Below are 21329 nucleotides of genomic sequence, written 5' to 3' on the forward strand. Positions count from 1 at the left end.
CGAACGTTTGGTTCGGCGGCTTTTTTGTTCGCTTGTCTCCCGACGGGTCAGTTCAACAGCGCGGCGGCGATCTTGGCTGCGAGGCGGGCGTTGTTCTCAACGAGAGCGATATTTGTCTTCAGGCTGCGGCCATCGGTGATCTCCAGCATCTTGCCGAGAAGATAGGGCGTTACGTTCTTGCCGGAAATATTGTCGGCGCGGGCCATATCCTGTGCCTTCGAAATATAGCCGGCCATTTCTTCGACGGGGATTTCATCTTCTGCCGGAACGGGATTGGCAATCAGCATGCCGCCGGAAAGTTCGAGCGCCTGGCGGGTCTTGAAGAAGCGCGCGATTGCCTGAGCGTCGTCAAGGCGCAAAGGGGCCTTGTGGGGCGAGCGGCGCGACCAGAATGCCGGCATCACGTCCGAGCCATACGCAACGACCGGGACGCCGCGCGTTTCAAGAACCTCAAGCGTTTTCGGAATGTCGAGAATGGCTTTCGCGCCGGCCGAAACGACGATTACGTCTGTTTGCGCCAATTCATCGAGGTCGGCAGAAATATCGAAGCTTAATTCGGCGCCCTGATGCACGCCGCCAATCCCGCCGGTAGCGAAGACCGTGATCCCGGCCCGTGCGGCTGCAATCATCGTCGCTGCGACGGTCGTACCGCCTGTCTTCTTTTCGGAAAGCGCGAAACCGAGATCAGCGCGCGACAGCTTCATCACATCCTTGGCCTGTGCAAGCGCGTCCAGCTCTTGCGAAGTCAGGCCCACCTTGAGAACGCCATCGACAATGGCAATGGTTGCCGGCATGGCGCCCTCGGCGCGAATGATTTCCTCGACCTTGCGCGCCATGCGGGCATTTTCGGGAAAGGGCATGCCGTGAGTGATAATCGTGCTTTCGAGCGCGACGACAGGCCTCCCGCGCTTCAAGGCATCGGCAACGTCTGCGTTGATATCGAGGAGGGCGTTGGGGATGTTTTTTAATGTCATGACGGGAACCCTCTCAGGCGTTTTGAAGAATGCGGATCTGACCAATCCTGGCAAGGCTTGGCGCGAAAATTTCAGGCGCAAGGTTCGGGACCGCCTTGTCGCTTGCTATGGTTATGGTTGCGGCGGCAAGTCCCTCGCGTGCGGCCCTAAAGAAGGACAGGCCGCGCATCAGACCGGCAATTGCCGTGCCGGCGAGAGAATCACCCGCCCCGGTGACATCAACGACGGTCGCATCCTTTGCCGGTGCGATTTCCGCAATTTCGTGAGCATCGAAGACAATCGCGGGGTGTGCGCCATTGGTGATTACCGCGCGGCGGATGCCGACATTGCGAAGAGCCGCAACAGTCCCAGCTGCTTCCACCGGGGCATCAGGGCAAAGCGCAGCCACTTCGCAGCGATTGAGAAACAGGCCATCAAAGGCAGTCAGGTAGGGAAGGGCGCGTACGACTTTGGCTGGCGAAATGGCGATTAGATAAAGCGGCTTTTCGTTTCGAGCTGCCTGCTGGACGACGCTCTCCAGCGCCGGAGATGGAAGGTTCGCATCGACCAGGACCGAATTGGCTTCTTCTATACGCTCGACCACATGGCGACGGCGCAGCTGACGGGCGAAGCAGCTGTCATAGATCGCCATGTCGGCAAGCCCGACCAGAAGATCGCCGTTCTGATCCAAAACAGCCGTATAGCTTGCTGTCCGGCGATCCAGAAATACAGCGCTATGGTCGGAAATGTTCCAGTCTGCCAGGGCAGCGGCGACACTTTCGCCTGCCTGATCTCCGCCGCGGACCGATAAAACGCCGCCGCGGCAACCGCGCTGAACCGCCGAGCGCATTGCATTGAACATCCCGCCACCAATATCCTCGGTCACGGCGCCAGGGTTCGAGGCTGCCGGTATATAGCTATCCAACAGTCGACCACGCCTGTCTATATGTGCGCCGCCGATACCCAGCAACAAGGGATTCACCCAGATCTCCATCATGCAAATTCACAAACGCGGCCGCTTAATTCCCGGCGCGAGCGATTCGTGTTATGGCGCAATCTTTCTCCCGGCGCAAAGTCACCCGTTAAAAAAGTCGCAAACATTACCGCCGGGGATCATGGAACAAGAAAAGAACAAAAAATGAAACCATGGAGATTTCAATAGGTTGTTCCTCTTGCGCTATAAGAACAAAAAGAGTACACATCGAAAGGGGAAAGTGCAGGCCAGACCTTCATAGATCATCAGCGGATGTAGTAGAATGTCACAGAATTCATTGCGGCTTATAGAGGGTAGTTCAGTGGACAAGACCAAGGCGCTCGACGCGGCACTGGCGCAGATCGAACGTTCTTTCGGCAAGGGCTCGATCATGCGGCTCGGCCAGAACGAACAGATCGTGGAAATCGGCACGGTGTCGACCGGTTCTCTGGGACTGGATATCGCGCTTGGCGTCGGCGGTTTGCCGCGTGGGCGCATCGTCGAAATTTACGGACCCGAAAGCTCGGGTAAAACCACGATGGCGCTGCACACGGTTGCCGAGGCGCAGAAGAAGGGCGGCATCTGCGCATTTGTCGATGCCGAGCATGCGCTCGATCCGGTCTATGCGCGCAAGCTCGGTGTGGATCTCGAAAATCTGCTTATTTCGCAGCCCGATACGGGCGAGCAGGCGCTCGAGATTTGCGACACGCTTGTGCGCTCGGGTGCTGTGGACGTTCTCGTTGTCGATTCGGTTGCGGCACTGACGCCAAAGGCTGAAATCGAGGGGGAGATGGGTGACAGCCTGCCTGGTCTTCAGGCACGCCTGATGAGCCAGGCGCTGCGCAAGCTCACGGCTTCGATCTCGCGTTCCAACACGATGGTCATCTTCATCAACCAGATCCGCATGAAGATCGGCGTCATGTTCGGCTCTCCGGAGACGACGACGGGTGGCAATGCACTTAAATTCTATGCATCTGTCCGTCTCGATATTCGCCGTATCGGCTCGATCAAGGAGCGGGACGAAGTTGTCGGCAACCAGACACGCGTCAAGGTCGTCAAGAACAAGCTTGCTCCCCCCTTCAAGCAGGTTGAGTTCGATATCATGTATGGCGAAGGCATTTCCAAGATGGGTGAGCTTGTCGATCTCGGCGTCAAGGCGGGTATCGTCGAGAAGTCAGGCGCATGGTTCTCCTATAATTCGCAGCGTCTTGGGCAGGGACGTGAGAATGCAAAGGGATTCTTGCGGGAAAATCCTGAAGTCGCACAGGAAATCGAGATGACGCTGCGCCAGAATGCCGGTTTGATCGCGGAAAAATTTCTCGAGGGAGACCGCGACGACAGTGATTTCGACGCCGCCGCAGGTTGATACCAGAATGCCAATGGTCGCTGGTAATCTGGCGGCCATATTCACCGGGAGAGGTATCCGCGGGCGTTAGGCGGTTGCTGGGGGGCGTGGGCGGTGAATTCAGCAATGCCCGGGCGGGCCCGGGACTTGCGCCTTTTTGTAAAAACGATTTTTCTTTAAGCGCACAATGCGCTAGATCAGCGGTCAAATAATCGGGTCGATTGGTCCCGCTCTGAAATGCACCTCTTCGAAAGGTTGCAATGTCGCTTCTGCGAAGCTTCGGGGCAGGTGCTTATTCTTCATTGACTTGACGTTGTGCTCTTGAGGCTGCCCAAGGCCAAGCGAGATTTTGCAACGATATTGTTCGGCCCGATAGAAAAATGTTCTACCGCGTGGCGGTACCTGGAAGCATGATTGAGGCGAGGGCATGAGCAGCGTAAACGATATTCGGTCGACCTTTCTCGACTATTACAAGAAAAATGGCCACGAGATCGTTGCCTCCAGCCCGCTTGTTCCGCGCAACGACCCGACGCTTCTCTTTACCAGCGCCGGCATGGTGCAGTTCAAGAATGTCTTCACCGGCGTGGAAACGCGCGACTACTCACGCGCAACCACCGCGCAAAAATGTCTGCGTGCCGGCGGCAAGCACAATGACCTCGACAATGTGGGTTATACGGCGCGCCACCATACCTTCTTCGAGATGCTGGGTAATTTCTCCTTCGGGGATTATTTCAAGGAAGAGGCGATCTCGTTTGCCTGGAACCTGGTCACCCGCGAATTCGCGCTTCCAAAGGAAAAGCTTCTCGTTACCGTGTATCATACGGACGATGCCGCCGCTGAGCTCTGGAAGAAAATCGCCGGTCTTTCCGACGACAAGATCATCCGCATCGCCACTTCCGATAATTTCTGGGCAGCCGGCGATACGGGTCCATGCGGCCCGTGCTCGGAAATTTTCTTCGATCATGGTGACAAGATTTGGGGCGGACCTCCCGGGTCGGCGGATGAAGACGGTGATCGTTTCATCGAGATCTGGAATCTGGTCTTCATGCAATTTGACCAGATGCCGGAAGGACGCATCGATCTGCCACGCCCGTCTATCGACACCGGCATGGGGCTCGAACGCATTTCAGCGGTCTTGCAGGGCGTACATGATAATTACGATATCGACCTGTTCCGCGCGCTCATCCGCGCATCGGAGGAGGCCACCGGCGTTGGCTCGGATAACAAAACGCGCGCAAGCCACCGCGTCATAGCCGATCATCTCCGTGCTTCGAGCTTTCTGATTGCCGATGGCGTCTTGCCGTCGAATGAGGGCCGCGGCTATGTTCTGCGCCGTATTATGCGCCGCGCCATGCGCCATGCCCAGCTTCTCGGCGCGCAGGAACCGTTGATGCACCGTCTGGTGTCGACACTCGTACGTGAAATGGGACAGGCCTACCCGGAACTGGTCCGTGGCGAAGCGTTGATCAAGGAAACGCTGGAGCTTGAAGAAAACCGCTTCCGTAAGACGCTGGCGCGGGGCCTGTCTCTGCTTAACGACGCAACGCAGGATCTGGCAAGCGGTGAAAGCCTCGATGGCGAAACGGCATTCAAGCTTTACGATACGTTCGGTTTCCCGCTCGATCTGACGCAGGATGCGTTGCGTCAACGCAACATCGGCGTTGATGTGGATGGCTTCAATGTGGCGATGGCCAAACAGAAGGCCGAGGCGAGAGCAAGCTGGGCAGGCTCCGGCGAGGCTGCCACGGAAGCCGTCTGGTTTGGTATCAAGGACGAAGCGGGTTCAACCGAGTTTCTCGGCTATGACACGGAAGAGGCCGAAGGCGTGGTGCAGGCCATCGTCAAGGATGGTGCCGTCATTCAATCGGCAAAGGGCGGCGATGAGATTGCCATCGTTTTGAACCAGACGCCCTTTTATGCGGAGTCGGGCGGTCAGGTCGGTGATCAAGGCACAATGTCGGCGGATGGCGTTCTTGTTTCCATCAGTGACGTGCAGAAGAAGGGCGACGGTCTTTTCGTGCATTTTGGCAAGGTCGAGAAGGGCAACCTGGCCAAGGGCACAGGTCTGCAGCTCAAGGTTAATCATGCGCGTCGTGCCAAGATCCGCGCCAATCATTCCGCGACCCATCTTTTGCATGAAGCCTTGCGCGAAACCCTCGGAACGCATGTTGCGCAAAAGGGTTCGATGGTTTCACCCGAACGTCTTCGTTTTGACTTTTCGCACCCAAAGCCGATCTCCAGCGAAGAGCTTGCAGCCGTCGAACAACTGGCGAATGAGATCGTCATGCAGAACACGCCCGTCGTGACCCGCCTGATGGCCGTCGACGATGCAATCGCGTCCGGTGCCATGGCGCTGTTTGGCGAGAAATATGGCGATGAAGTACGCGTCGTTTCCATGGGGACTGCGACGCAGGGCGAGAAGGAAGGCAGGGCCTATTCGGTCGAACTCTGCGGCGGTACGCATGCGCGGGCAACAGGTGATATCGGTCTTATTCGCATCGTTGCGGAGAATGCGGTGTCGGCTGGAGTCCGTCGGATTGAAGCACTGACGGGAGATACTGCCCGCCGCTATCTCGATGAACAGGACCAGCGGCTCAAGACGATCGCGGCCTCACTTAAGGTCTCGGCAGTAGATGCCGCGGAACGCGTTGCCGCCCTCGTCGAAGAACGGCGCAAGCTCGAAAAGGAGCTCGGTGAAGCGCGTAAGAAGCTGGCCCTGGGAGGTAGCGGACCGGCGGCGGCGAATGCCATAGAAACGGTGAACGGTATCGCGTTTTTGGGTAAGATCGTCGAAGGCGTTCAGGTCAAGGATCTGAAGCCGCTGGCTGACGATGCCAAGAAATCGGTTGGTTCGGGTGTCGTGGTCTTCATCGGCGGGTCGGAAGGAAAAGCCTCCGTCGTGGTCGGTGTAACGGATGATCTGACAGCGAAGTTCAGCGCGGTCGATCTTGTGCGTGAAGCCTCTGCGGCACTTGGCAGCCAAGGTGGCGGCGGACGTCCCGACATGGCTCAGGCTGGTGGTCCTGATCTTGCCGGTGCGGAAAAGGCCTTGGCGGCGGTGAAAGCCCAACTCGGCTAGCACTTCGACACATTGCATCTCGACAATCCCCGTTCGCGAAAGCGTGCGGGGATTTTATTAACGAGGCGATGCACGAGCGCATATTCACGTATGTACGCTGGGCTGGTCGAGTAGGATGATTTGCCAATTCAACCAGGCGCGTATGGGAAAGATCATGCATGACTATAAGAACGGCACCGATCTGAATTATATCCGAAAGGGAGGCGGCACACATCGGTTTGGTGATGGCGACGATATCATCTTTGTCGCCACAAACGGTCCGCACAAGATTTACGGTGGCGCGGGGAATGATCTTGTTGTTATGGAGGGCGCGGTCGCCGACTACTACCTGGTTCGCCATCCAAAGGCCCATTTGCTTTGGGGCGGCGGGAAAATCATTAAATTTGCGGACGTGGAGCACCTGCTTTTCAGAACAAGGACAGATGCGTCCTATGTCATAGACCTCGCCGATTTCCAGAAGGAGGATATGATCCGCTTCACCTTGAACAGGACGGATGTGACGGTTGCAGATGATGCTGGCGAGACTATCGTCGCTATAAATGACGGATGCAGCCTAAAGGGCGGGGCCGGCAGTGATCGCTTTGTTGCGATCGGGCGTAACACAAGGCTCATTCTGGACGATATTCCTGAAGCCTACAGCATCATCAACTATGAGGATGGCACCACGGTTTTGCGTCATCCGGCGTTCGGCGAAGATCTGGCAACAGGCGTCGAATTATTCGAATTCACGGATGGGAGTGTTTTACATGCAGCGGGATTGCCAACAGACGCAATCTGACAGGTCCTCAAGCTGAGAATTCATTGAGGAAGCGATGGCGAGGCTGGAGGTGAGCGCGGCGCCATCGCGGAAATTGCGCAATCAGCTGAGCGCTACAATCGCCTCGATTTCGATCTGGGCACCCTTGGGAAGGGCAGCAACCTGATAGCAGGCGCGGGCCGGGAAGGGAGCTTTGAAGAATTCGGCGTAGGCAGCGTTGACGTCGGCAAACTTCGACAGGTCGGTCAGAAGTACCGTCGTCTTGAGAACCTTCGACATGTCGGCACCGGCTGCTTCGACAACTGCCTTCAGATTGGTCAGGGCCTGGCGGGTCTGTTCAACTACATCCTGCGAATTGAATTCGCCCGTTTCAGGGACGACCGGCAACTGGCCGGAAACGTAGAGTGTGTCACCATGACGTGTTGCCTGGGAATATGGACCGATGGCGGCAGGAGCCTTCTCGGTGTGAATCGCTTCCATTTTTCTCTCCTTGAACGGTAGTTTTTGTGAAGCAACGCGAAAACGTGTCATTATCTTCAGAGAACGAAAGAGTGCAAACGCGGACGGCGCTCTTTTGGAGCGCCGCCTGCTTTATCTCAGGACGAAACGGCAGCTTATGCCATGGCCTTCTTGAGATTCTCATCGATCTTGTCGAGGAAGCCAGTGGTCGAGAGCCACGGCTGATCGGCGCCGATGAGCAGCGCGAGATCTTTGGTCATATGGCCGGATTCGACGGTATCGATGCAGACTTTCTCGAGGGTTTCGGCGAAATTCTTGAGATCGTCATTATTGTCGAGCTTGGCGCGATGGGCGAGACCCCGCGTCCAGGCGAAGATCGAGGCAATGGAATTGGTTGAGGTTTCCTGCCCCTTCTGATGCTGGCGATAATGACGTGTCACCGTGCCGTGTGCAGCTTCGGCTTCAACCGTCTGGCCGTCCGGCGTCATCAGAACCGAGGTCATCAGACCGAGCGAACCGAAGCCCTGTGCCACGATATCGGACTGAACGTCGCCGTCATAGTTCTTACAGGCCCAAACGTAACCACCCGACCACTTGAGCGCGGAAGCGACCATGTCATCGATCAGGCGATGCTCGTACCAGAGCTTGTTCTTTTCGAACTCGGCTTTGAATTCCGCGTTGAAGACTTCTTCGAAGATGTCCTTGAAGCGCCCGTCATAGGCCTTGAGGATGGTATTCTTGGTCGACAGGTAGACCGGAACCTTGCGCTGCAGGCCGTAGTTGAACGAGGCGCGCGCGAAGTCGCGGATCGATTCGTCCAGATTGTACATGGCGAGAGCCACACCGGCGGACGGCGCGTCATACACGTCATGTTCGATCGTCTGACCATCATCGCCGACGAATTTGATCGAAAGCTTGCCCTTGCCCGGGAACTTGAAGTCGGTTGCGCGGTACTGGTCACCAAAAGCGTGGCGGCCGACGATGATCGGCTGGGTCCAGCCCGGAACAAGGCGCGGCACATTCTTCATGATGATTGGCTCGCGGAAGATAACGCCGCCAAGAATGTTACGGATCGTGCCGTTAGGCGACTTCCACATCTTCTTGAGGCCAAATTCCTCAACGCGTGCTTCATCAGGGGTGATGGTGGCGCACTTGACACCGACACCATACTGCTTGATCGCGTTTGCTGCGTCGATGGTAATCTGGTCACTGGTCTCGTCACGCTTCTGAACGCTGAGATCGTAATATTTCAGGTCGATGTCCAGATAAGGATGGATCAGCTTGTCTTTGATGAACTGCCAGATGATGCGGGTCATCTCATCGCCGTCAAGCTCGACGACCGGGTTTTGAACTTTGATCTTAGCCATGCAGGAAAGCCTCTTTTGCAGGGAGGAAAAATGACCACCGGTTAGTGCGCGCCTTCCTTAGCAAAGCAAAACCTCGCGTGCAAACACTGGCGTGCGTGATCAAGGCTTGCTAGAGCACTTATCCGTCACTCTTTGGAGGCCTTACGCCTCTTTATTGAAAAATGCGCACGTTTCCCGTGCAGAAACGGCAGCCAAATGCGCCGATCAGGCGTCCCGGTCATGACATGATTACAAACGCTTCCGAACTCACCTCCACTCCCATCATCATTCTGGTCGAGCCGCAGATGGGCGAGAACATCGGCATGGTGGCGCGCGCCATGGCTAATTTCGGTCTTCGCGAGTTGCGGCTCGTCAATCCGCGCGACGGCTGGCCAAACGAGAAGGCTGTGGCTGCCGCTTCCAAGGCTGACCATGTGATCGAGGCGACGAAAGTATTCGACACGCTGGAGGAGGCGCTGGCCGATACGCAATATGTGCTGGCCACCACGGCGCGCCAACGCGACGGCTTCAAGCCTGTGCATGGGCCGGAAGCCGCGTGCCGCCAGGTCGCGACGCGAGTGGACCAGCGTTGCGCCATCTTGTTCGGTCGCGAGCGGTGGGGCCTCACCAATGAGGAAGTCGCACGCGCCGATGCTATTGTGACATTCCCCGTCGATCCGGATTTCACCTCGCTCAATATCGCCCAGGCCGTGCTCCTCGTGTCTTATGAATGGCGGCGCGCCGAGCAGCAGGGCGAGAAGCTGCCCTTCGTCGGACCGGAAACCTTGCCGGCGCAGAAACACGAGCTTTATGGCATGTTCGATCAGCTCGAAGATGCTTTGGATCGGCGCGGCTATTTCCGGCCGGAAACGAAGAAGGCAAAGCTCATCGACAATATGCGTGCCGTCTTGACGCGCCCGGGCTTTACCTCCGCCGAAATCAGCCTTTTACGCGGTCTTATCAATTCGCTCGATAGATTCTCCCCAGAACAGCCGAAGGGCAGACGCGAGGAGGATTGATCGATGCATGATGAAGGCATTCTCATGTTTGATTCGGGCATTGGCGGGCTGACCGTGTTGCGCGAAGCTCGGGTAATCATGCCGGACAAGCGCTTCATCTACGTCGCTGACGATGCCGGTTTTCCCTACGGAGATTGGGAGGAGGAGGCTTTGCGCGCCCGCCTCATCCCTCTGTTCGGCCAGCTTATCGAGCAATATCGTCCCAGAATCATTGTGATCCCGTGCAATACAGCTTCCACGCTAGTGCTTTCCGATCTGCGCGAGGCGTATCCTGATACGCCTTTCGTCGGCACAGTGCCGGCCATCAAACCGGCGGCGGAGCGAACGCGCTCGGGCCTTGTCTCCGTCCTGGCAACGGTCGGAACCGTAAAGCGCGCCTATACGCGGGAATTGATCGATTCATTCGCACATGAATGCGAGGTCAATCTTGTGGGCAGCCGAAATCTCGCACGCATGGCGGAAGCGCATATTCGAGGTGAACCCCTTGATCAGGACGCTATTCTTGCCGAAATCACACCATGCTTCATCGACAAGGAGGGCAGGAAAACCGACATCGTGGTGCTGGCTTGCACGCATTATCCGTTTCTCGCCAATCTGTTTCGCAAGCTTGCTCCGTGGCCGGTGGACTGGCTCGATCCGGCGGAAGCCATAGCTCGGCGCATCCAGAGCCTTGCGCCGATGGAGAACGGAAATTTTTATCACGCTGCCGATCTCGGCGTCGTCACGTCGGGCAGACCAGATTTCGCGACCCGCAGGCTCATGCATGGATTTGGTTTGACGGTCATCTAGTCGGCTGCCGCTAAGGCCGCGCTACTGGCAAATCCTGGCCATGCAATCCTTCCCATGGCAACCGAGATCGAGATGCAGATTATTTTCGTGCGCTGCGTCGCCATCCGGGCCGATCACCGTCATGAAGCGTTTGCACGATGCCTTATGTAGATCGCGCCAGAAAGCTTTTTCTGCACCCTTCGCGTTCCAGCCGCTTTTCAGTTCGGTTGTTTTGCCATTCTCGAAGGTAAAGGAAATAATGTCCAACGCGTTTGCGAAAGCATGTTCGGATGTGCGTCCGGAAGAGCCATTATTCACGCGCCGGCACTGATAATCCGAACCGGTCACGATCTTTTTGATTGGAGAGTGGTAATGCTTCTGCGCCAGCGCGCTCACGTTTGCGGTCCATTCCACCAACGCGGTTGCCATCGCGCAATTGATAATAACGGGCGCGGCGAGCCTTACAGGCGTTTCCTTGCCAAAGGCGTTGATCTTTAACGGTGACTGTTCTCCGCAATTGTTTTCCTTCAATGGCGGAATAAGCGTGCCGTCAATCTCTCCGCTCATCAACACGGGACAGGCGACCTGGTAGATTCGCTCATCTTTTTTCGCAGCACGTAAAACCTCTCCCGGAGGGGAGATAGGTCCTGCTTCTTCTGCTGGTTTGATTTTTCCGACGGATGACTTTGTATCAGGCCGCTCAACAGGAACCGGAACTCTCTGTGGAAGATCATGCTTTGCTTCCTGTGTAACCGCGGCATTCACGGCGACTGTCGAAAACGCAGCGATCATCCAGATGCGAATAAAACTCATGGCACCCCCCTTATATCCTGTAGCAATAATGGAGGGAAAAGGAGGCCATGTTCAGACACGAGCCATCAATCCGCGTGACAGTCTGTTGCGAAGCACAGAAATGCCCGGTTTTGCTTGACTTCGAGAAAAACCGCCGATAGAAGCCGACCAACGTTTGGTTCGAAAGGATCAGACGCATCACCAACGTGTCCCGTGATACGAGCCGCTCAGCGTTATGCGCGGCAGTTTCTGTCAGGATCTCAAAATAAGATCCAGAGGAGGGCGCGTTTCCTTGCTTCGTCTTTTATGAGACGGGGCGCATGTTACTGTTAAGGAAATGCGATGAGCAAGCGCCAATCGTCCAAGTACAAACTCGATCGCCGTCTTGGTGAAAACGTCTGGGGCCGCCCGAAGTCCCCGGTCAACAAGCGTGAATACGGTCCAGGCCAGCACGGCCAGCGCCGCAAGGGCAAGCTTTCGGACTATGGTGTCCAGCTGCGCGCCAAGCAGAAGCTCAAGGGCTACTACGGCGACATCTCGGAAAAGCAGTTCCGCAAGACCTATGACGAAGCATCACGTCGTAAGGGCGATACCAACGAAAACCTGATCGCTCTGCTCGAATCGCGCCTGGATGCCATCGTTTACCGCGCCAAGTTCGTTCCAACGATCTTTGCTGCCCGCCAGTTCGTCAACCACGGTCATATCAAGGTCAATGGTCGCCGCGTCAATATCGGTTCATACCGCGTTCGCGCCGGTGATGTTATCGAAGTTCGCGAAAAGTCCAAGCAGCTCGCCATCGTTCTGGAAGCAACCCAGCTCGCAGAACGCGACGTTCCGGACTATATCGAAGTGGATCATAACAAGATGGTCGCAACCTTCGTTCGCGCTCCTGGCCTGACGGACGTTCCGTATCCGGTCCAGATGGAACCGAACCTGGTCGTCGAATACTACTCGCGTTAATCGACTGCCTTATCGAATTGTCAGAAAGCCGCTCATTTCGGGCGGCTTTTTGCTATCGTGATATGACTATGTTTCAAGACGCCATCGGACGACGAGAGGAAGCCATGCAAGAGCTGGATGCCGAGACACAACTGCCGCCTGAATTTTCGATGTATGCGGATGTGGCGCAGTCGGGTGAATTCAACAAGCTGCGTAAGCGCCTACTCAGGCAGATGCGTCAGGCAATCGATGATTTCGGCATGATACGTCCGGGTGAGCGCTGGCTTGTGGCGCTCTCTGGCGGCAAGGATTCCTATGGTCTTCTGGCGCTGCTGCTCGATCTGAAATGGCGCGGCATGCTTCCAGTCGAACTGGTGGCTTGCAATCTCGATCAGGGACAGCCTAATTTTCCGAAGCATATTTTGCCGGATTTCCTGAATAAGCATGGCATTGCTCATCGTATCGAGTATCAGGACACCTATTCCATCGTCACCGAGAAGCTGCCGGAGACGGCCACTTATTGTTCGCTTTGCTCACGTCTGCGGCGCGGCCACCTCTATCGTGTCGCGCGCGAAGAGGGGTGCTCGGCTCTGGTTCTGGGCCATCATCGCGAGGATATCCTCGAAACCTTCTTCATGAACCTCTTCCATGGTGGCCGTCTTGCCGCAATGCCGGCCAAATTGCTCAACGATGAAGGCGATCTCTTCGTGCATCGCCCTCTTGCTTATTGCGCGGAGAATGATCTGGCGCGGTTCGCGGATGCTATGAAATTTCCGATCATTCCCTGCGATCTATGTGGCAGCCAGGATGGTCTGCAGCGCAACGTGATGAAGGCCATGCTCGATGATATCGAAAAGCGCATGCCCGGCCGCAAGGACACAATGATCCGTGCGCTTACCAATGTACGTCCGTCACATCTACTGGATCGTAACCTCTTCGATTTTGCTGGATTGACGCCGAAAGAAGCTTTCAGCGAAGCGGCCGAGTAGCCATATTCCCTGGAAGCAAAAGCCCCGTGTCGATTTTCCGACACGGGGCTTTTTCTGTTTTTGGCGAGATCAGATCAATCTTTCTCGGCAATAGGCGGGATCGGATCGTGATGAACGGCGAAAAGCTTGCCGTTTTCAGCGATCAGGATCAGAATGATTGCAATTGCTGAAACGAAGCAGAAGCCGCCGACCATAGGAATGGTTGTTCCGTCGAAAGCCTGGCCGATCAGCGCGCCGATCAGCGCTCCACCCAATGTCTGGATAAATCCAAAAACGGAAGACGCCGTTCCCGCGAGATGCCCAAGCGGCTCCATCGCGATCGTGTTCAGGTTCGAACCGATCCATCCGAACAGCAACATGGCGATCGCGAAGAAGCCGATAAAGACAGCAAGCGGCAACTGACCGTAGATCAGCGTGCAGGTCAGCCAGATCCCGGTCGTAACGAAATAGCCGATGATAGCCGCATGCGAGAGGCGGCGCATGCCGAGACGTCCGACCAGACGCGAGTTCAGGAAGGATGAAATCGACATGAGGCTGGCGATTCCGGCGAACACGACGGGAAACCAGACGCCGATGCCGTAAATTCCGACATAGACCTGCTGTGCCGAGTTGATGAAACCGAAAAGGGCGCCAAAGATAAAGGTCGTGGCAATCGTGTAGAGGATAGCCATACGGTTGGTGACGACGATCTTGAACCCTTGCGCGATGACGCCGAGATTGAGTGCGCGGCGATATTCCGGGTGCAATGTTTCAGGCAGACGTGTAGCGGTCCACCAGGCAATGAGCGCGCAGCCGATCGCCATCACGACGAAGATGTAATGCCAGTCGCCGAAGAGCATGATGCCCTGGCCGAGCAGTGGTGCGATAACCGGGATCACCATGAAGATCATGAAGATCAGCGACATGATTTCCGCCATGGCGCGACCGCCGAATGTGTCGCGCACGACCGAGACGACGATGACACGCGTCGCAGCAGCGCCGATTCCCTGGACGGCTCGACATATCAGGAGAAATTCGAAGGAGGGCGCAAAGGCGGCAGCAATCGAGGCTATGCTGTAAATTCCCATGCCAACGAGAAGCGGCCCCCGTCGTCCAAACGAATCAGACAGTGGACCGTACACGAGCTGCGCAAAAGCAAAGCCGATCAGATAGGCGGTAATGACGAATTGACGATTGTTCTCACTGGTGACGCCGAGGCTCGCGCCAATCTCCTGGAGCCCCGGCAACATAATGTCGATTGCCAGCGCGTTAAGCGCCATGAGCGCCGCGCAAAGCGCAATGAATTCCAGCCTGGGAATTGGAAGTTTGGTTTGTTCAGAAGATTGATTTTGCATTTTCACCCCAAAAAGCAAAACGCGCCGGAGAACCGGCGCATTTTCAAAGCCTGACGCAAAATGCCAGACCGAAAAGAAACTGCTATGACAGATCAGGCAGCCTGTTCAACGCCCTTGTCTGCCAGGAATGTTTTCAGTTCGCCCGACTGAAACATTTCACGAATAATATCGCAGCCACCGACGAATTCTCCCTTAACATAAAGCTGTGGGATGGTCGGCCAGTTGGAATAATCCTTGATGCCCTGACGCAATTCATTGGTCTCAAGCACATTGATACCCTTATAGGCAACGCCGAGATAGTCGAGAATTTGCACGACCTGGCCGGAGAAACCGCATTGTGGGAACGAAGGCGTGCCTTTCATGAAGAGCACGACGTCGTTCGACTTGACTTCATTGTCGATGATTTCGTTTATGCCGCTCATTTTTCTGTCCTTTAAAGCCGCCGGGAGTGCAGCCATCTGAATTGATTGCTTACTCGGGCGCGCTTGTCTGCAGGGCGAGGGCGTGCAAGGCACCGCCCATATTGCCCTTCAGCGCCTCATAGACCATTTGATGCTGTTGCACGCGCGTCTTGCCGCGGAAGCTTTCCGACACAACTTCGGCAGCATAATGATCGCCGTCGCCTGCCAGATCGCGGATTTCAACCCGCGCGTCGGGAATGCCTTCCTTGATAAGTTTCTCGATGTCGCGTGCGTCCATTGCCATGGTTTAGCCTATTATCCTTCCATGAAGCCGGGGAACCAGCTTTCATGCGCTTCTCTCAGTGCTTCGACAGATATGGCACGCGACTCACCCAGTTTCAATTCCTTGCCGCCAGTGGTGCCAAGTTCGTGAGCCGTCAAAGAAGCTGCCTTTGCAGCCTCGATTACGGCTGCCGCATCGGCCCTGGAGACGGTCAGAACGTAGCGACCTTGATCTTCGCCGAAGAACTGAGCCGCGAGATTGCCCCCAGGCGCCTTGATTTCAGCACCGACACTGCCTGCAATTGCCATTTCTGCCAGCGCGATAGCAAGGCCGCCATCGGAAACATCATGAACGCATTTGGTGGTGCCAGACTTGATGAGACCGCGGACGAATTCGCCGGCGCGGCGCTCGTGATCGAGGTCCACATGCGGCGCAGGACCTTCGGTCACACCAAGCGAGTCGCGTAAATAAATGGACTGGCCCAGATGCGTGCCCCATGCCTCGTCCTTGCCGATCAGCAGGATCGCACGGCCTTCACCATCGAAGGCAGTGCGGCTCATGGCTGCATAGTCGGCCAGCAGGCCTACGCCGCCAATCGTCGGCGTAGGCAGAATAGCTATGCCGTTGGTCTCGTTATAGAGCGAGACATTCCCTGAGACGATGGGGAAGTCGAGGGCACGGCAGGCTTCGCCAATACCTTCGATGGCTTTGACGAGCTGGCCCATGATTTCTGGCTTTTCGGGGTTGCCGAAGTTCAGATTGTCGGTTGCGGCAAGCGGTAGAGCGCCGGTTGCGGTGATATTGCGCCAGCATTCAGCAACAGCCTGCTTGCCGCCTTCGAATGGATCGGCCTCGCAATAGCGCGGCGTCACGTCCGAGGAAAAGGCGAGCGCCTTCTTCTCGTGGCCGTCGACACGAACCACGCCAGCATCGCCGCCCGGAATCTGGAGCGAATTGCCCTGGATGAGCGTGTCATATTGTTCCCAAACCCAGCGACGGCTCGAGAGGTTCGCCGTGTTCAGCAATGAAAGCAGCGTATCGGCAACATCGACATCGGCGTAGGCGGCGGCGTCGATATCCGACGCGACCTTGGGCGCAATCCAGGGGCGATCATATTCAGGAGCCTCGTCACCCAATTCCTTGATCGGGAGATTGGCGACTTCCTCGCCTTGATGGATGACGCGGAAACGCAGATCATCGGTAGTCTTGCCAACAATAGCGAAATCCAGACCCCACTTGACGAAGATTGCCTTGGCTTCCTCTTCCTTCTCCGGACGAAGCACCATGAGCATGCGTTCCTGGCTTTCCGAGAGCATCATTTCGTAGGCGCTCATGCGCTCCTCGCGCACTGGCACCTGGTCGAGCTGCAGCTCGATACCCAGGTCACCCTTGGCGCCCATCTCTACAGCCGAGCAGGTGAGGCCGGCAGCCCCCATATCCTGAATCGCGATCACGGCACCGGTTGCCATCAGTTCGAGACAGGCTTCAAGCAGGCATTTTTCAGTGAAAGGATCGCCAACCTGAACCGTAGGACGCTTTTCCTCGATCTTGTCGTCGAATTCCGCAGAAGCCATCGTGGCTCCGCCGACGCCGTCGCGGCCCGTCTTGGCACCGAGATAAACCACGGGGAGGCCGACGCCCTTGGCCTGAGACAGGAAGATGCCGTCGGTCTTGGCAAGGCCGGCAGCGAAGGCGTTCACCAAACAGTTGCCATTGTAGCGCGCATCGAAATTCACCTCGCCGCCAACGGTTGGAACGCCGAAGGAATTCCCATAGCCTCCCACGCCAGCAACGACGCCCGAAACCAGATGGCGCGTCTTCGGATGCGACGGCTCACCGAAGCGCAGCGCGTTCATGGCTGCAATGGGACGCGCGCCCATGGTGAAAACGTCGCGCAAGATGCCGCCAACGCCGGTTGCCGCCCCCTGATATGGCTCGATGTAAGATGGGTGATTATGGCTTTCCATCTTGAACACAACGCAATCGCCATCACCAATATCGACGACACCCGCATTTTCGCCCGGACCCTGGATAACCTGCGGACCCTTGGTTGGCAGCGTGCGCAACCAGCGCTTGGACGACTTGTAGGAGCAGTGCTCGTTCCACATGGCAGAGAATATGCCAAGTTCGGTATAGCTCGGCTCACGGCCGATCAGGTCGAGAATACGCTGATATTCGTCCGGCTTCAGGCCATGTGCGGCGATGAGCTCTTCGGTAATGGCGATGGAATTGGAAATGGTCATCTGCTGCCGTCTGCTCTTGCAAAGAGGGGAGATATTGGTCGCCTCTTTAGCCTATGCGCGAGGATGGTGCGACAGGAAAGTGCAGCTTTTCCGAAGCAAAACGCGCCTTTGCTCGGCCAAACACTGGCTCAGGCGAAACTTTCATGGCCAATCTCACCGCTGTCCAGAAGGCGCGTGATCGTTGCGAAACCGTCTGCGACGCTATCGCGACAGCGTGGCGACGAAAAACCGAGCCTTACCCGGTGGAAGGCCGTCGAAAGACGGGCCGATTTGAACTCGTCCTCATCGTCGATCAGGATGCCGGCATCGAGTGCAGCCTGTTTGAACGTGCCTGAAAGCCAGGGATCGGGAAGCTTCAGCCAAAGAAACGGAAGGCATGGCTGCGAAACAAAACCATGATTGCCGAGCGCCTTGCGTGCAATGGAGACGCGTTCTGCGACTTCAAGGCGTGACCGGTCGCGCAATTCCTCCGCTGCTGCGGACATGACGAGCTGGGCCGCGGTTTCTGCCATGAGAAACGGCATGCCACCCGTCATCATGCCATGTGCGATACGGATGCGGTCGGCGTAATGAGGTGGGCAGGCGATCCACGCACCGCGTACGCCGGCTGCTACAGATTTGGACAAGCCGCCGACGAGGAAGGTGCGCTCCGGCGCAAACTCGGCCAGATATGGCGTCGGGTCGAGGCTGATCGAGCCGTAGAGGTCATCCTCGATGAGAAAGACGTTGAACCGGCGGGCAATTTCCGCGATAGCCCGGCGACGTTCCAGGGGTAGGCGGGCGGCGGTGGGATTTTGCGCTGACGGCATGAGGAAAGCCACCTTCGGATGCTGCTGCGCGCAGACATGCTCGAATTCCTCCGGAATCATGCCCTGATCATCACTGGCAACTGTGATTGATCTGCGGCCGATCAGGTTGGCTGTGCGGTGGATCTGTGCGTAGGTCAGCTCTTCGAAAACAATCTTGTCGCCTGCGGCGGTGATTGCCGCAATGATAGAGCAGACGCCCGCGTGAGCTCCAAGCGTGGGTACAATATCCGCCGTATCGGGAACGAATGCACCCTTCGACAACCATTGCTTTCCTGCTTCGAACCAATGATCCGGATATGTACGTGTATAAAAAGGCACAAAGTCCGGGTTACTGTGCGTCACGCCGGTGACGATTTCATCCATGATCGCAGCCTGTCCGACATCGGGAGCACTTGTTGCGTCGAAACGTAGCTTGCCGAGAGTAGGGTGATTTTGTCGGACTCCGGCGATAACCTCGGCTTTGGACGTGGGGCGTGGAGGTTGCTGCCTGGCAAGTACATAGGTGCCGCGCCCGACTTCGCCACTGATCAAACCGCGCTGCCGAGCAATCGCATATGCCCGCCCGACCGTGCCTACGGTCACCCCGATATCATAAGCGAGATCACGCTGTGGCGGCAGCTTTTCTCCGTGAGCCAGAGCTCCGGCTGCGATTGCCCGTTCGATGTGATCGGCAAGTCGTAGATATATCGGACCCTCGCCGTCGGGAACTGATTGTATCCATTTTGTCATGGTGACAATTACGTATTTTACTTTGAGATAAGTGTCAATTATCAGAATTGCATCCCATGTTCCTGCGCGAAGCGAGAATATAAATGAGTACAATAGATACAATTTCGTCCGGTCCCGTCCCAACGAGGCGCGGGATAGTCAGCGCGCCATCGCGTCTCATCATCCGCACATTGATCACGGTGAGCGATTGGGTTTCAAACTGTGCTGAACGCCGTCGCTCGCGCCGTGCTCTCGCAGCACTTAGTGATGAGCATCTACGCGATATCGGTCTTTCTCGCGCAGACGCTGCCAATGAGGCGAATGTGCCGTTCTGGCGCTCAAGTCGCTAGCAAATCACCGCCGCAATCGGGCAATCGCACGGTCGGCGACGATGAACATGAGGCTGATCAGAAAGAAGAAGATGCTCATTGTCAGCACACCCTTGCCGACATGCGCCCATCCTCCGTTGCCGGGATCGATAAAGGGATAGGGCATTTCGTCAACGATGATCCAGCGCACGCAGATCAAAAGGAAGTAGAGAAGCGGATAGGTCAGCCAGGGTGCAAGGTCGCGGAGCTTCACCGTGCCGTCTGCCGCAAAGATTGCCCACCAGAGCACGAATACCGGCGGGCAGATATAATGCAAAAGAATGTCTGCCGTCAGGAACCAGCCTCGTGGCGCGTACAGGCCGGCAAGCATCGTTGCGTAGACGATCATGACCAGCGCGATCGAGGTGGCGGCGCAAGCGCGAACCGGCGGACGCGTGAAGAACTCCGGCTTGCCGCGCAAATACGCGACATAGACCAGAACAACGTAGATGTTCGTCAGAATGGTAAAGAACGAGAAATAGAAGACGAGGCTGGCGAAAAAACCGCGACCCGTTTCCATGGACTCCGGGATAGTTATCGAAAACTGAATGAGCAGGGCGGCCAGTCCGAGAACAAGACCGATGCGGGCAAGAAGACGCCCGCCCATTTTAGGCAGCCTTGCCGCAGGCATTGTTGCCATGCGCCCAATTTCGGATGTCGGCTGCGATACGGCTGCCTTGCGGGCTCTCCATCAGAGGGCCGAAGGCTTCAAGCCGTGCGGGAGTACCTTCTGCGTGCACGACGAGGAGTGGGCGGGATTCCGGGTTGCGCGCTGGTACAAGAAGGATGCGTGGGCGCCCGCTGTAGGAATTCAACTCATTAGCCATGCGATATGGCTTGAATGCCGCATCACGTGAGGCAAACCAGCATTTCTGCGCGGCAATCGCTATGCGCTCCATAGTCGGAAGTGCGGCGCTGGTGGATGATGTTGCGATAGATCCGGGACCTGTCGCTGAAGACTGGCATGCCGCCAGCAAGCCTAAAGCGAGAAGGGCAGAAAGAGATGCATGTCGAATCATTTCATTCTGCTCGCTTTTGGAAGTGATCAGGCTGCCTGACTAATTGCGCTTTCGAAGATGCCGCGACCATCGCTGCCGCCATGCGCCGCTTCGATCAGGTTTTCCGGGTGTGGCATCATGCCAAGCACATTACCGGCCTTGTTGGTGATGCCGGCAATGTCGTCTATCGATCCGTTGGGGTTCGTGTCTTCGGCATAGCGGAACAGGATCTGACCATTATCCTTGAGTGCGGACAACGTATCGGCATCCGCGAAATAATTGCCGTCATGATGTGCCACGGGACACCGAACGATCTGTCCCTGCGTATAGGTGCTGGTAAACCGGGTAGAAGCATTGGTGACTTCGAGCTTAACTTCGCGGCAGACGAAGCGCAGCGAGCTGTTGCGCATCAGCGCGCCCGGCAGGAGCCCCGCTTCAATCAGGATCTGGAAGCCATTGCAGACGCCAATGACAGGAACGCCCTTCGCAGCCTTCTCGGCGACGGCACGCAGAACCGGCATTCGTGCGGCGATGGCACCGCATCGCAGATAATCGCCATAGGAGAAGCCGCCGGGGATGACGATCAGATCGACATCCGGGATCGTCGTGTCCGTTTCCCATACCGTAAGCGGCTTCTGGCCGGAAATCTTGGTCAGGGCCGCGATCATGTCGCGATCACGATTGAGACCGGGGAGGAGGACGACAGCGGCTTTCATGATGGCGTACCGTACTGGAGAGAGTGACTATGTCGCGAACCTGTAACGGG

At 56.7% G+C, this 21329-nt stretch carries 21 protein-coding genes; 8 read left to right on the plus strand and 13 right to left on the minus strand.

All coding sequences use genetic code 11. The features are described 5' to 3' along the window. Positions 1-47: 47 nt before the first annotated feature. Positions 48-974 (minus strand): pseudouridine-5'-phosphate glycosidase, encoded by a 927-nt coding sequence (locus IE151_RS00345; protein WP_189486690.1) that lies wholly within the window; start codon positions 972-974, stop codon positions 48-50. A 13-nt stretch (positions 975-987) separates the two neighbouring features. Further along, positions 988-1935, minus strand: a complete 948-nt coding sequence (locus tag IE151_RS00350; protein ID WP_244636549.1) for a carbohydrate kinase family protein — start codon at positions 1933-1935, stop codon at positions 988-990. A gap of 274 nt (positions 1936-2209) precedes the next feature. Between IE151_RS00350 and recA the strand changes: the two genes are divergently transcribed. The 3 genes from recA to IE151_RS00365 all read left to right on the plus strand — a co-directional run bounded on the left by recA (position 2210) and on the right by IE151_RS00365 (position 7128). Beyond that, positions 2210-3292: a recombinase RecA gene (gene recA, locus IE151_RS00355; protein WP_189486692.1), complete on the plus strand. Its 1083-nt coding sequence runs from the start codon at positions 2210-2212 to the stop codon at positions 3290-3292. Between the two features lie 406 nt (positions 3293-3698). Beyond that, positions 3699-6350: an alanine--tRNA ligase gene (alaS, locus tag IE151_RS00360; RefSeq protein ID WP_189486694.1), complete on the plus strand. Its 2652-nt coding sequence runs from the start codon at positions 3699-3701 to the stop codon at positions 6348-6350. A gap of 154 nt (positions 6351-6504) precedes the next feature. After that, complete coding sequence (locus IE151_RS00365) at positions 6505-7128, plus strand: hypothetical protein (RefSeq protein WP_189486696.1); 624 nt, start codon at positions 6505-6507, stop codon at positions 7126-7128. An 81-nt stretch (positions 7129-7209) separates the two neighbouring features. Here IE151_RS00365 and IE151_RS00370 read toward each other — a convergent pair whose 3' ends face one another. After that, positions 7210-7587 (minus strand): RidA family protein, encoded by a 378-nt coding sequence (locus IE151_RS00370; RefSeq protein WP_189486698.1) that lies wholly within the window; start codon positions 7585-7587, stop codon positions 7210-7212. Positions 7588-7721: 134 nt separating this feature from the next. Then, positions 7722-8933, minus strand: a complete 1212-nt coding sequence (locus IE151_RS00375) for an NADP-dependent isocitrate dehydrogenase (RefSeq protein ID WP_189486700.1) — start codon at positions 8931-8933, stop codon at positions 7722-7724. A 224-nt stretch (positions 8934-9157) separates the two neighbouring features. Here IE151_RS00375 and IE151_RS00380 point away from each other — a divergent pair, with 224 nt between their 5' ends. Both IE151_RS00380 and murI read left to right on the plus strand, forming a co-directional pair. After that, on the plus strand, positions 9158-9931 hold the full coding sequence (locus IE151_RS00380; RefSeq protein ID WP_189486702.1) for an RNA methyltransferase: 774 nt from the start codon (positions 9158-9160) through the stop codon (positions 9929-9931). Between the two features lie 3 nt (positions 9932-9934). Then, positions 9935-10720, plus strand: a complete 786-nt coding sequence (gene murI / locus IE151_RS00385) for a glutamate racemase (protein WP_189486704.1) — start codon at positions 9935-9937, stop codon at positions 10718-10720. A gap of 21 nt (positions 10721-10741) precedes the next feature. Here murI and IE151_RS00390 read toward each other — a convergent pair whose 3' ends face one another. Further along, entirely contained in the window at positions 10742-11512 is a 771-nt protein-coding gene (locus IE151_RS00390; RefSeq protein WP_189486706.1) for an extensin-like domain-containing protein, read from the minus strand. A 321-nt stretch (positions 11513-11833) separates the two neighbouring features. Between IE151_RS00390 and rpsD the strand changes: the two genes are divergently transcribed. Together rpsD and ttcA are read left to right on the plus strand one after the other, a co-directional pair. After that, on the plus strand, positions 11834-12451 hold the full coding sequence (gene rpsD, locus IE151_RS00395; protein ID WP_189486708.1) for a 30S ribosomal protein S4: 618 nt from the start codon (positions 11834-11836) through the stop codon (positions 12449-12451). A gap of 149 nt (positions 12452-12600) precedes the next feature. Further along, entirely contained in the window at positions 12601-13419 is an 819-nt protein-coding gene (gene ttcA / locus IE151_RS00400) for a tRNA 2-thiocytidine(32) synthetase TtcA (RefSeq protein WP_189487558.1), read from the plus strand. Positions 13420-13493: 74 nt separating this feature from the next. Here ttcA and IE151_RS00405 read toward each other — a convergent pair whose 3' ends face one another. The 5 genes from IE151_RS00405 to IE151_RS00425 all read right to left on the minus strand — a co-directional run bounded on the left by IE151_RS00405 (position 13494) and on the right by IE151_RS00425 (position 19218). Beyond that, complete coding sequence (locus IE151_RS00405) at positions 13494-14753, minus strand: multidrug effflux MFS transporter (protein ID WP_189486710.1); 1260 nt, start codon at positions 14751-14753, stop codon at positions 13494-13496. A 92-nt stretch (positions 14754-14845) separates the two neighbouring features. Next, complete coding sequence (gene grxD, locus IE151_RS00410; RefSeq protein ID WP_189486712.1) at positions 14846-15175, minus strand: Grx4 family monothiol glutaredoxin; 330 nt, start codon at positions 15173-15175, stop codon at positions 14846-14848. 49 nt (positions 15176-15224) lie between these two features. After that, complete coding sequence (locus IE151_RS00415; RefSeq protein ID WP_189486714.1) at positions 15225-15458, minus strand: BolA family protein; 234 nt, start codon at positions 15456-15458, stop codon at positions 15225-15227. 11 nt (positions 15459-15469) lie between these two features. Beyond that, on the minus strand, positions 15470-17680 hold the full coding sequence (gene purL, locus IE151_RS00420) for a phosphoribosylformylglycinamidine synthase subunit PurL (protein ID WP_189486716.1): 2211 nt from the start codon (positions 17678-17680) through the stop codon (positions 15470-15472). A gap of 128 nt (positions 17681-17808) precedes the next feature. Next, the gene (locus tag IE151_RS00425; protein ID WP_189486718.1) at positions 17809-19218 is read right to left on the minus strand and encodes an aminotransferase-like domain-containing protein; all 1410 of its coding nucleotides are present in this window, start codon (positions 19216-19218) and stop codon (positions 17809-17811) included. 83 nt (positions 19219-19301) lie between these two features. On the opposite strand from IE151_RS00425, the gene IE151_RS00430 reads away from it, so the two are divergent. Further along, the gene (locus IE151_RS00430; RefSeq protein WP_189486719.1) at positions 19302-19547 is read left to right on the plus strand and encodes a DUF1127 domain-containing protein; all 246 of its coding nucleotides are present in this window, start codon (positions 19302-19304) and stop codon (positions 19545-19547) included. Between the two features lie 4 nt (positions 19548-19551). Here the strand turns inward: IE151_RS00430 and IE151_RS00435 are convergent, their stop codons facing one another. The 3 genes from IE151_RS00435 to purQ are packed head-to-tail and all read right to left on the minus strand — an operon-like array spanning position 19552 to position 21279. Continuing rightward, a complete protein-coding gene (locus IE151_RS00435; RefSeq protein ID WP_189486722.1) occupies positions 19552-20205 on the minus strand; it encodes a Pr6Pr family membrane protein in 654 nt (217 codons plus the stop codon). After that, the gene (locus tag IE151_RS00440) at positions 20174-20584 is read right to left on the minus strand and encodes a hypothetical protein (protein WP_189486724.1); all 411 of its coding nucleotides are present in this window, start codon (positions 20582-20584) and stop codon (positions 20174-20176) included. The genes IE151_RS00435 and IE151_RS00440 overlap by 32 nt, the downstream gene beginning before the upstream one ends. A gap of 26 nt (positions 20585-20610) precedes the next feature. After that, positions 20611-21279 carry a phosphoribosylformylglycinamidine synthase subunit PurQ gene (gene purQ / locus IE151_RS00445; protein WP_189486726.1) on the minus strand — a complete coding sequence of 223 codons (669 nt, stop codon included), beginning with the start codon at positions 21277-21279 and terminating at the stop codon, positions 20611-20613. Between the last annotated feature and the right edge of the window lie 50 nt (positions 21280-21329).

Origin of the sequence: Limoniibacter endophyticus, assembly GCF_014652835.1 — a bacterium.
GTDB classification, from domain to species: domain Bacteria; phylum Pseudomonadota; class Alphaproteobacteria; order Rhizobiales; family Rhizobiaceae; genus Limoniibacter; species Limoniibacter endophyticus.

Bases quoted from the DNA above. Each gene is read 5' to 3' on its own strand.
- alaS (WP_189486694.1), top strand. From the start codon at position 3,699: ATGAGCAGCGTAAACGATATTCGGTCGACCTTTCTCGACTATTACAAG.
- recA (WP_189486692.1), top strand. From the start codon at position 2,210: ATGTCACAGAATTCATTGCGGCTTATAGAGGGTAGTTCAGTGGACAAG.
- IE151_RS00370 (WP_189486698.1), bottom strand. From the start codon at position 7,587: ATGGAAGCGATTCACACCGAGAAGGCTCCTGCCGCCATCGGTCCATAT.
- IE151_RS00405 (WP_189486710.1), bottom strand. From the start codon at position 14,753: ATGCAAAATCAATCTTCTGAACAAACCAAACTTCCAATTCCCAGGCTG.
- IE151_RS00415 (WP_189486714.1), bottom strand. From the start codon at position 15,458: ATGGCAATGGACGCACGCGACATCGAGAAACTTATCAAGGAAGGCATT.
- IE151_RS00390 (WP_189486706.1), bottom strand. From the start codon at position 11,512: ATGAGTTTTATTCGCATCTGGATGATCGCTGCGTTTTCGACAGTCGCC.
- ttcA (WP_189487558.1), top strand. From the start codon at position 12,601: ATGTATGCGGATGTGGCGCAGTCGGGTGAATTCAACAAGCTGCGTAAG.
- purL (WP_189486716.1), bottom strand. From the start codon at position 17,680: ATGACCATTTCCAATTCCATCGCCATTACCGAAGAGCTCATCGCCGCA.
- murI (WP_189486704.1), top strand. From the start codon at position 9,935: ATGCATGATGAAGGCATTCTCATGTTTGATTCGGGCATTGGCGGGCTG.
- IE151_RS00440 (WP_189486724.1), bottom strand. From the start codon at position 20,584: ATGATTCGACATGCATCTCTTTCTGCCCTTCTCGCTTTAGGCTTGCTG.
- IE151_RS00380 (WP_189486702.1), top strand. From the start codon at position 9,158: ATGATTACAAACGCTTCCGAACTCACCTCCACTCCCATCATCATTCTG.
- IE151_RS00435 (WP_189486722.1), bottom strand. From the start codon at position 20,205: ATGGCAACAATGCCTGCGGCAAGGCTGCCTAAAATGGGCGGGCGTCTT.
- IE151_RS00425 (WP_189486718.1), bottom strand. From the start codon at position 19,218: ATGACAAAATGGATACAATCAGTTCCCGACGGCGAGGGTCCGATATAT.
- grxD (WP_189486712.1), bottom strand. From the start codon at position 15,175: ATGAGCGGCATAAACGAAATCATCGACAATGAAGTCAAGTCGAACGAC.
- IE151_RS00430 (WP_189486719.1), top strand. From the start codon at position 19,302: ATGAGTACAATAGATACAATTTCGTCCGGTCCCGTCCCAACGAGGCGC.
- IE151_RS00345 (WP_189486690.1), bottom strand. From the start codon at position 974: ATGACATTAAAAAACATCCCCAACGCCCTCCTCGATATCAACGCAGAC.
- purQ (WP_189486726.1), bottom strand. From the start codon at position 21,279: ATGAAAGCCGCTGTCGTCCTCCTCCCCGGTCTCAATCGTGATCGCGAC.
- IE151_RS00365 (WP_189486696.1), top strand. From the start codon at position 6,505: ATGCATGACTATAAGAACGGCACCGATCTGAATTATATCCGAAAGGGA.
- IE151_RS00375 (WP_189486700.1), bottom strand. From the start codon at position 8,933: ATGGCTAAGATCAAAGTTCAAAACCCGGTCGTCGAGCTTGACGGCGAT.
- rpsD (WP_189486708.1), top strand. From the start codon at position 11,834: ATGAGCAAGCGCCAATCGTCCAAGTACAAACTCGATCGCCGTCTTGGT.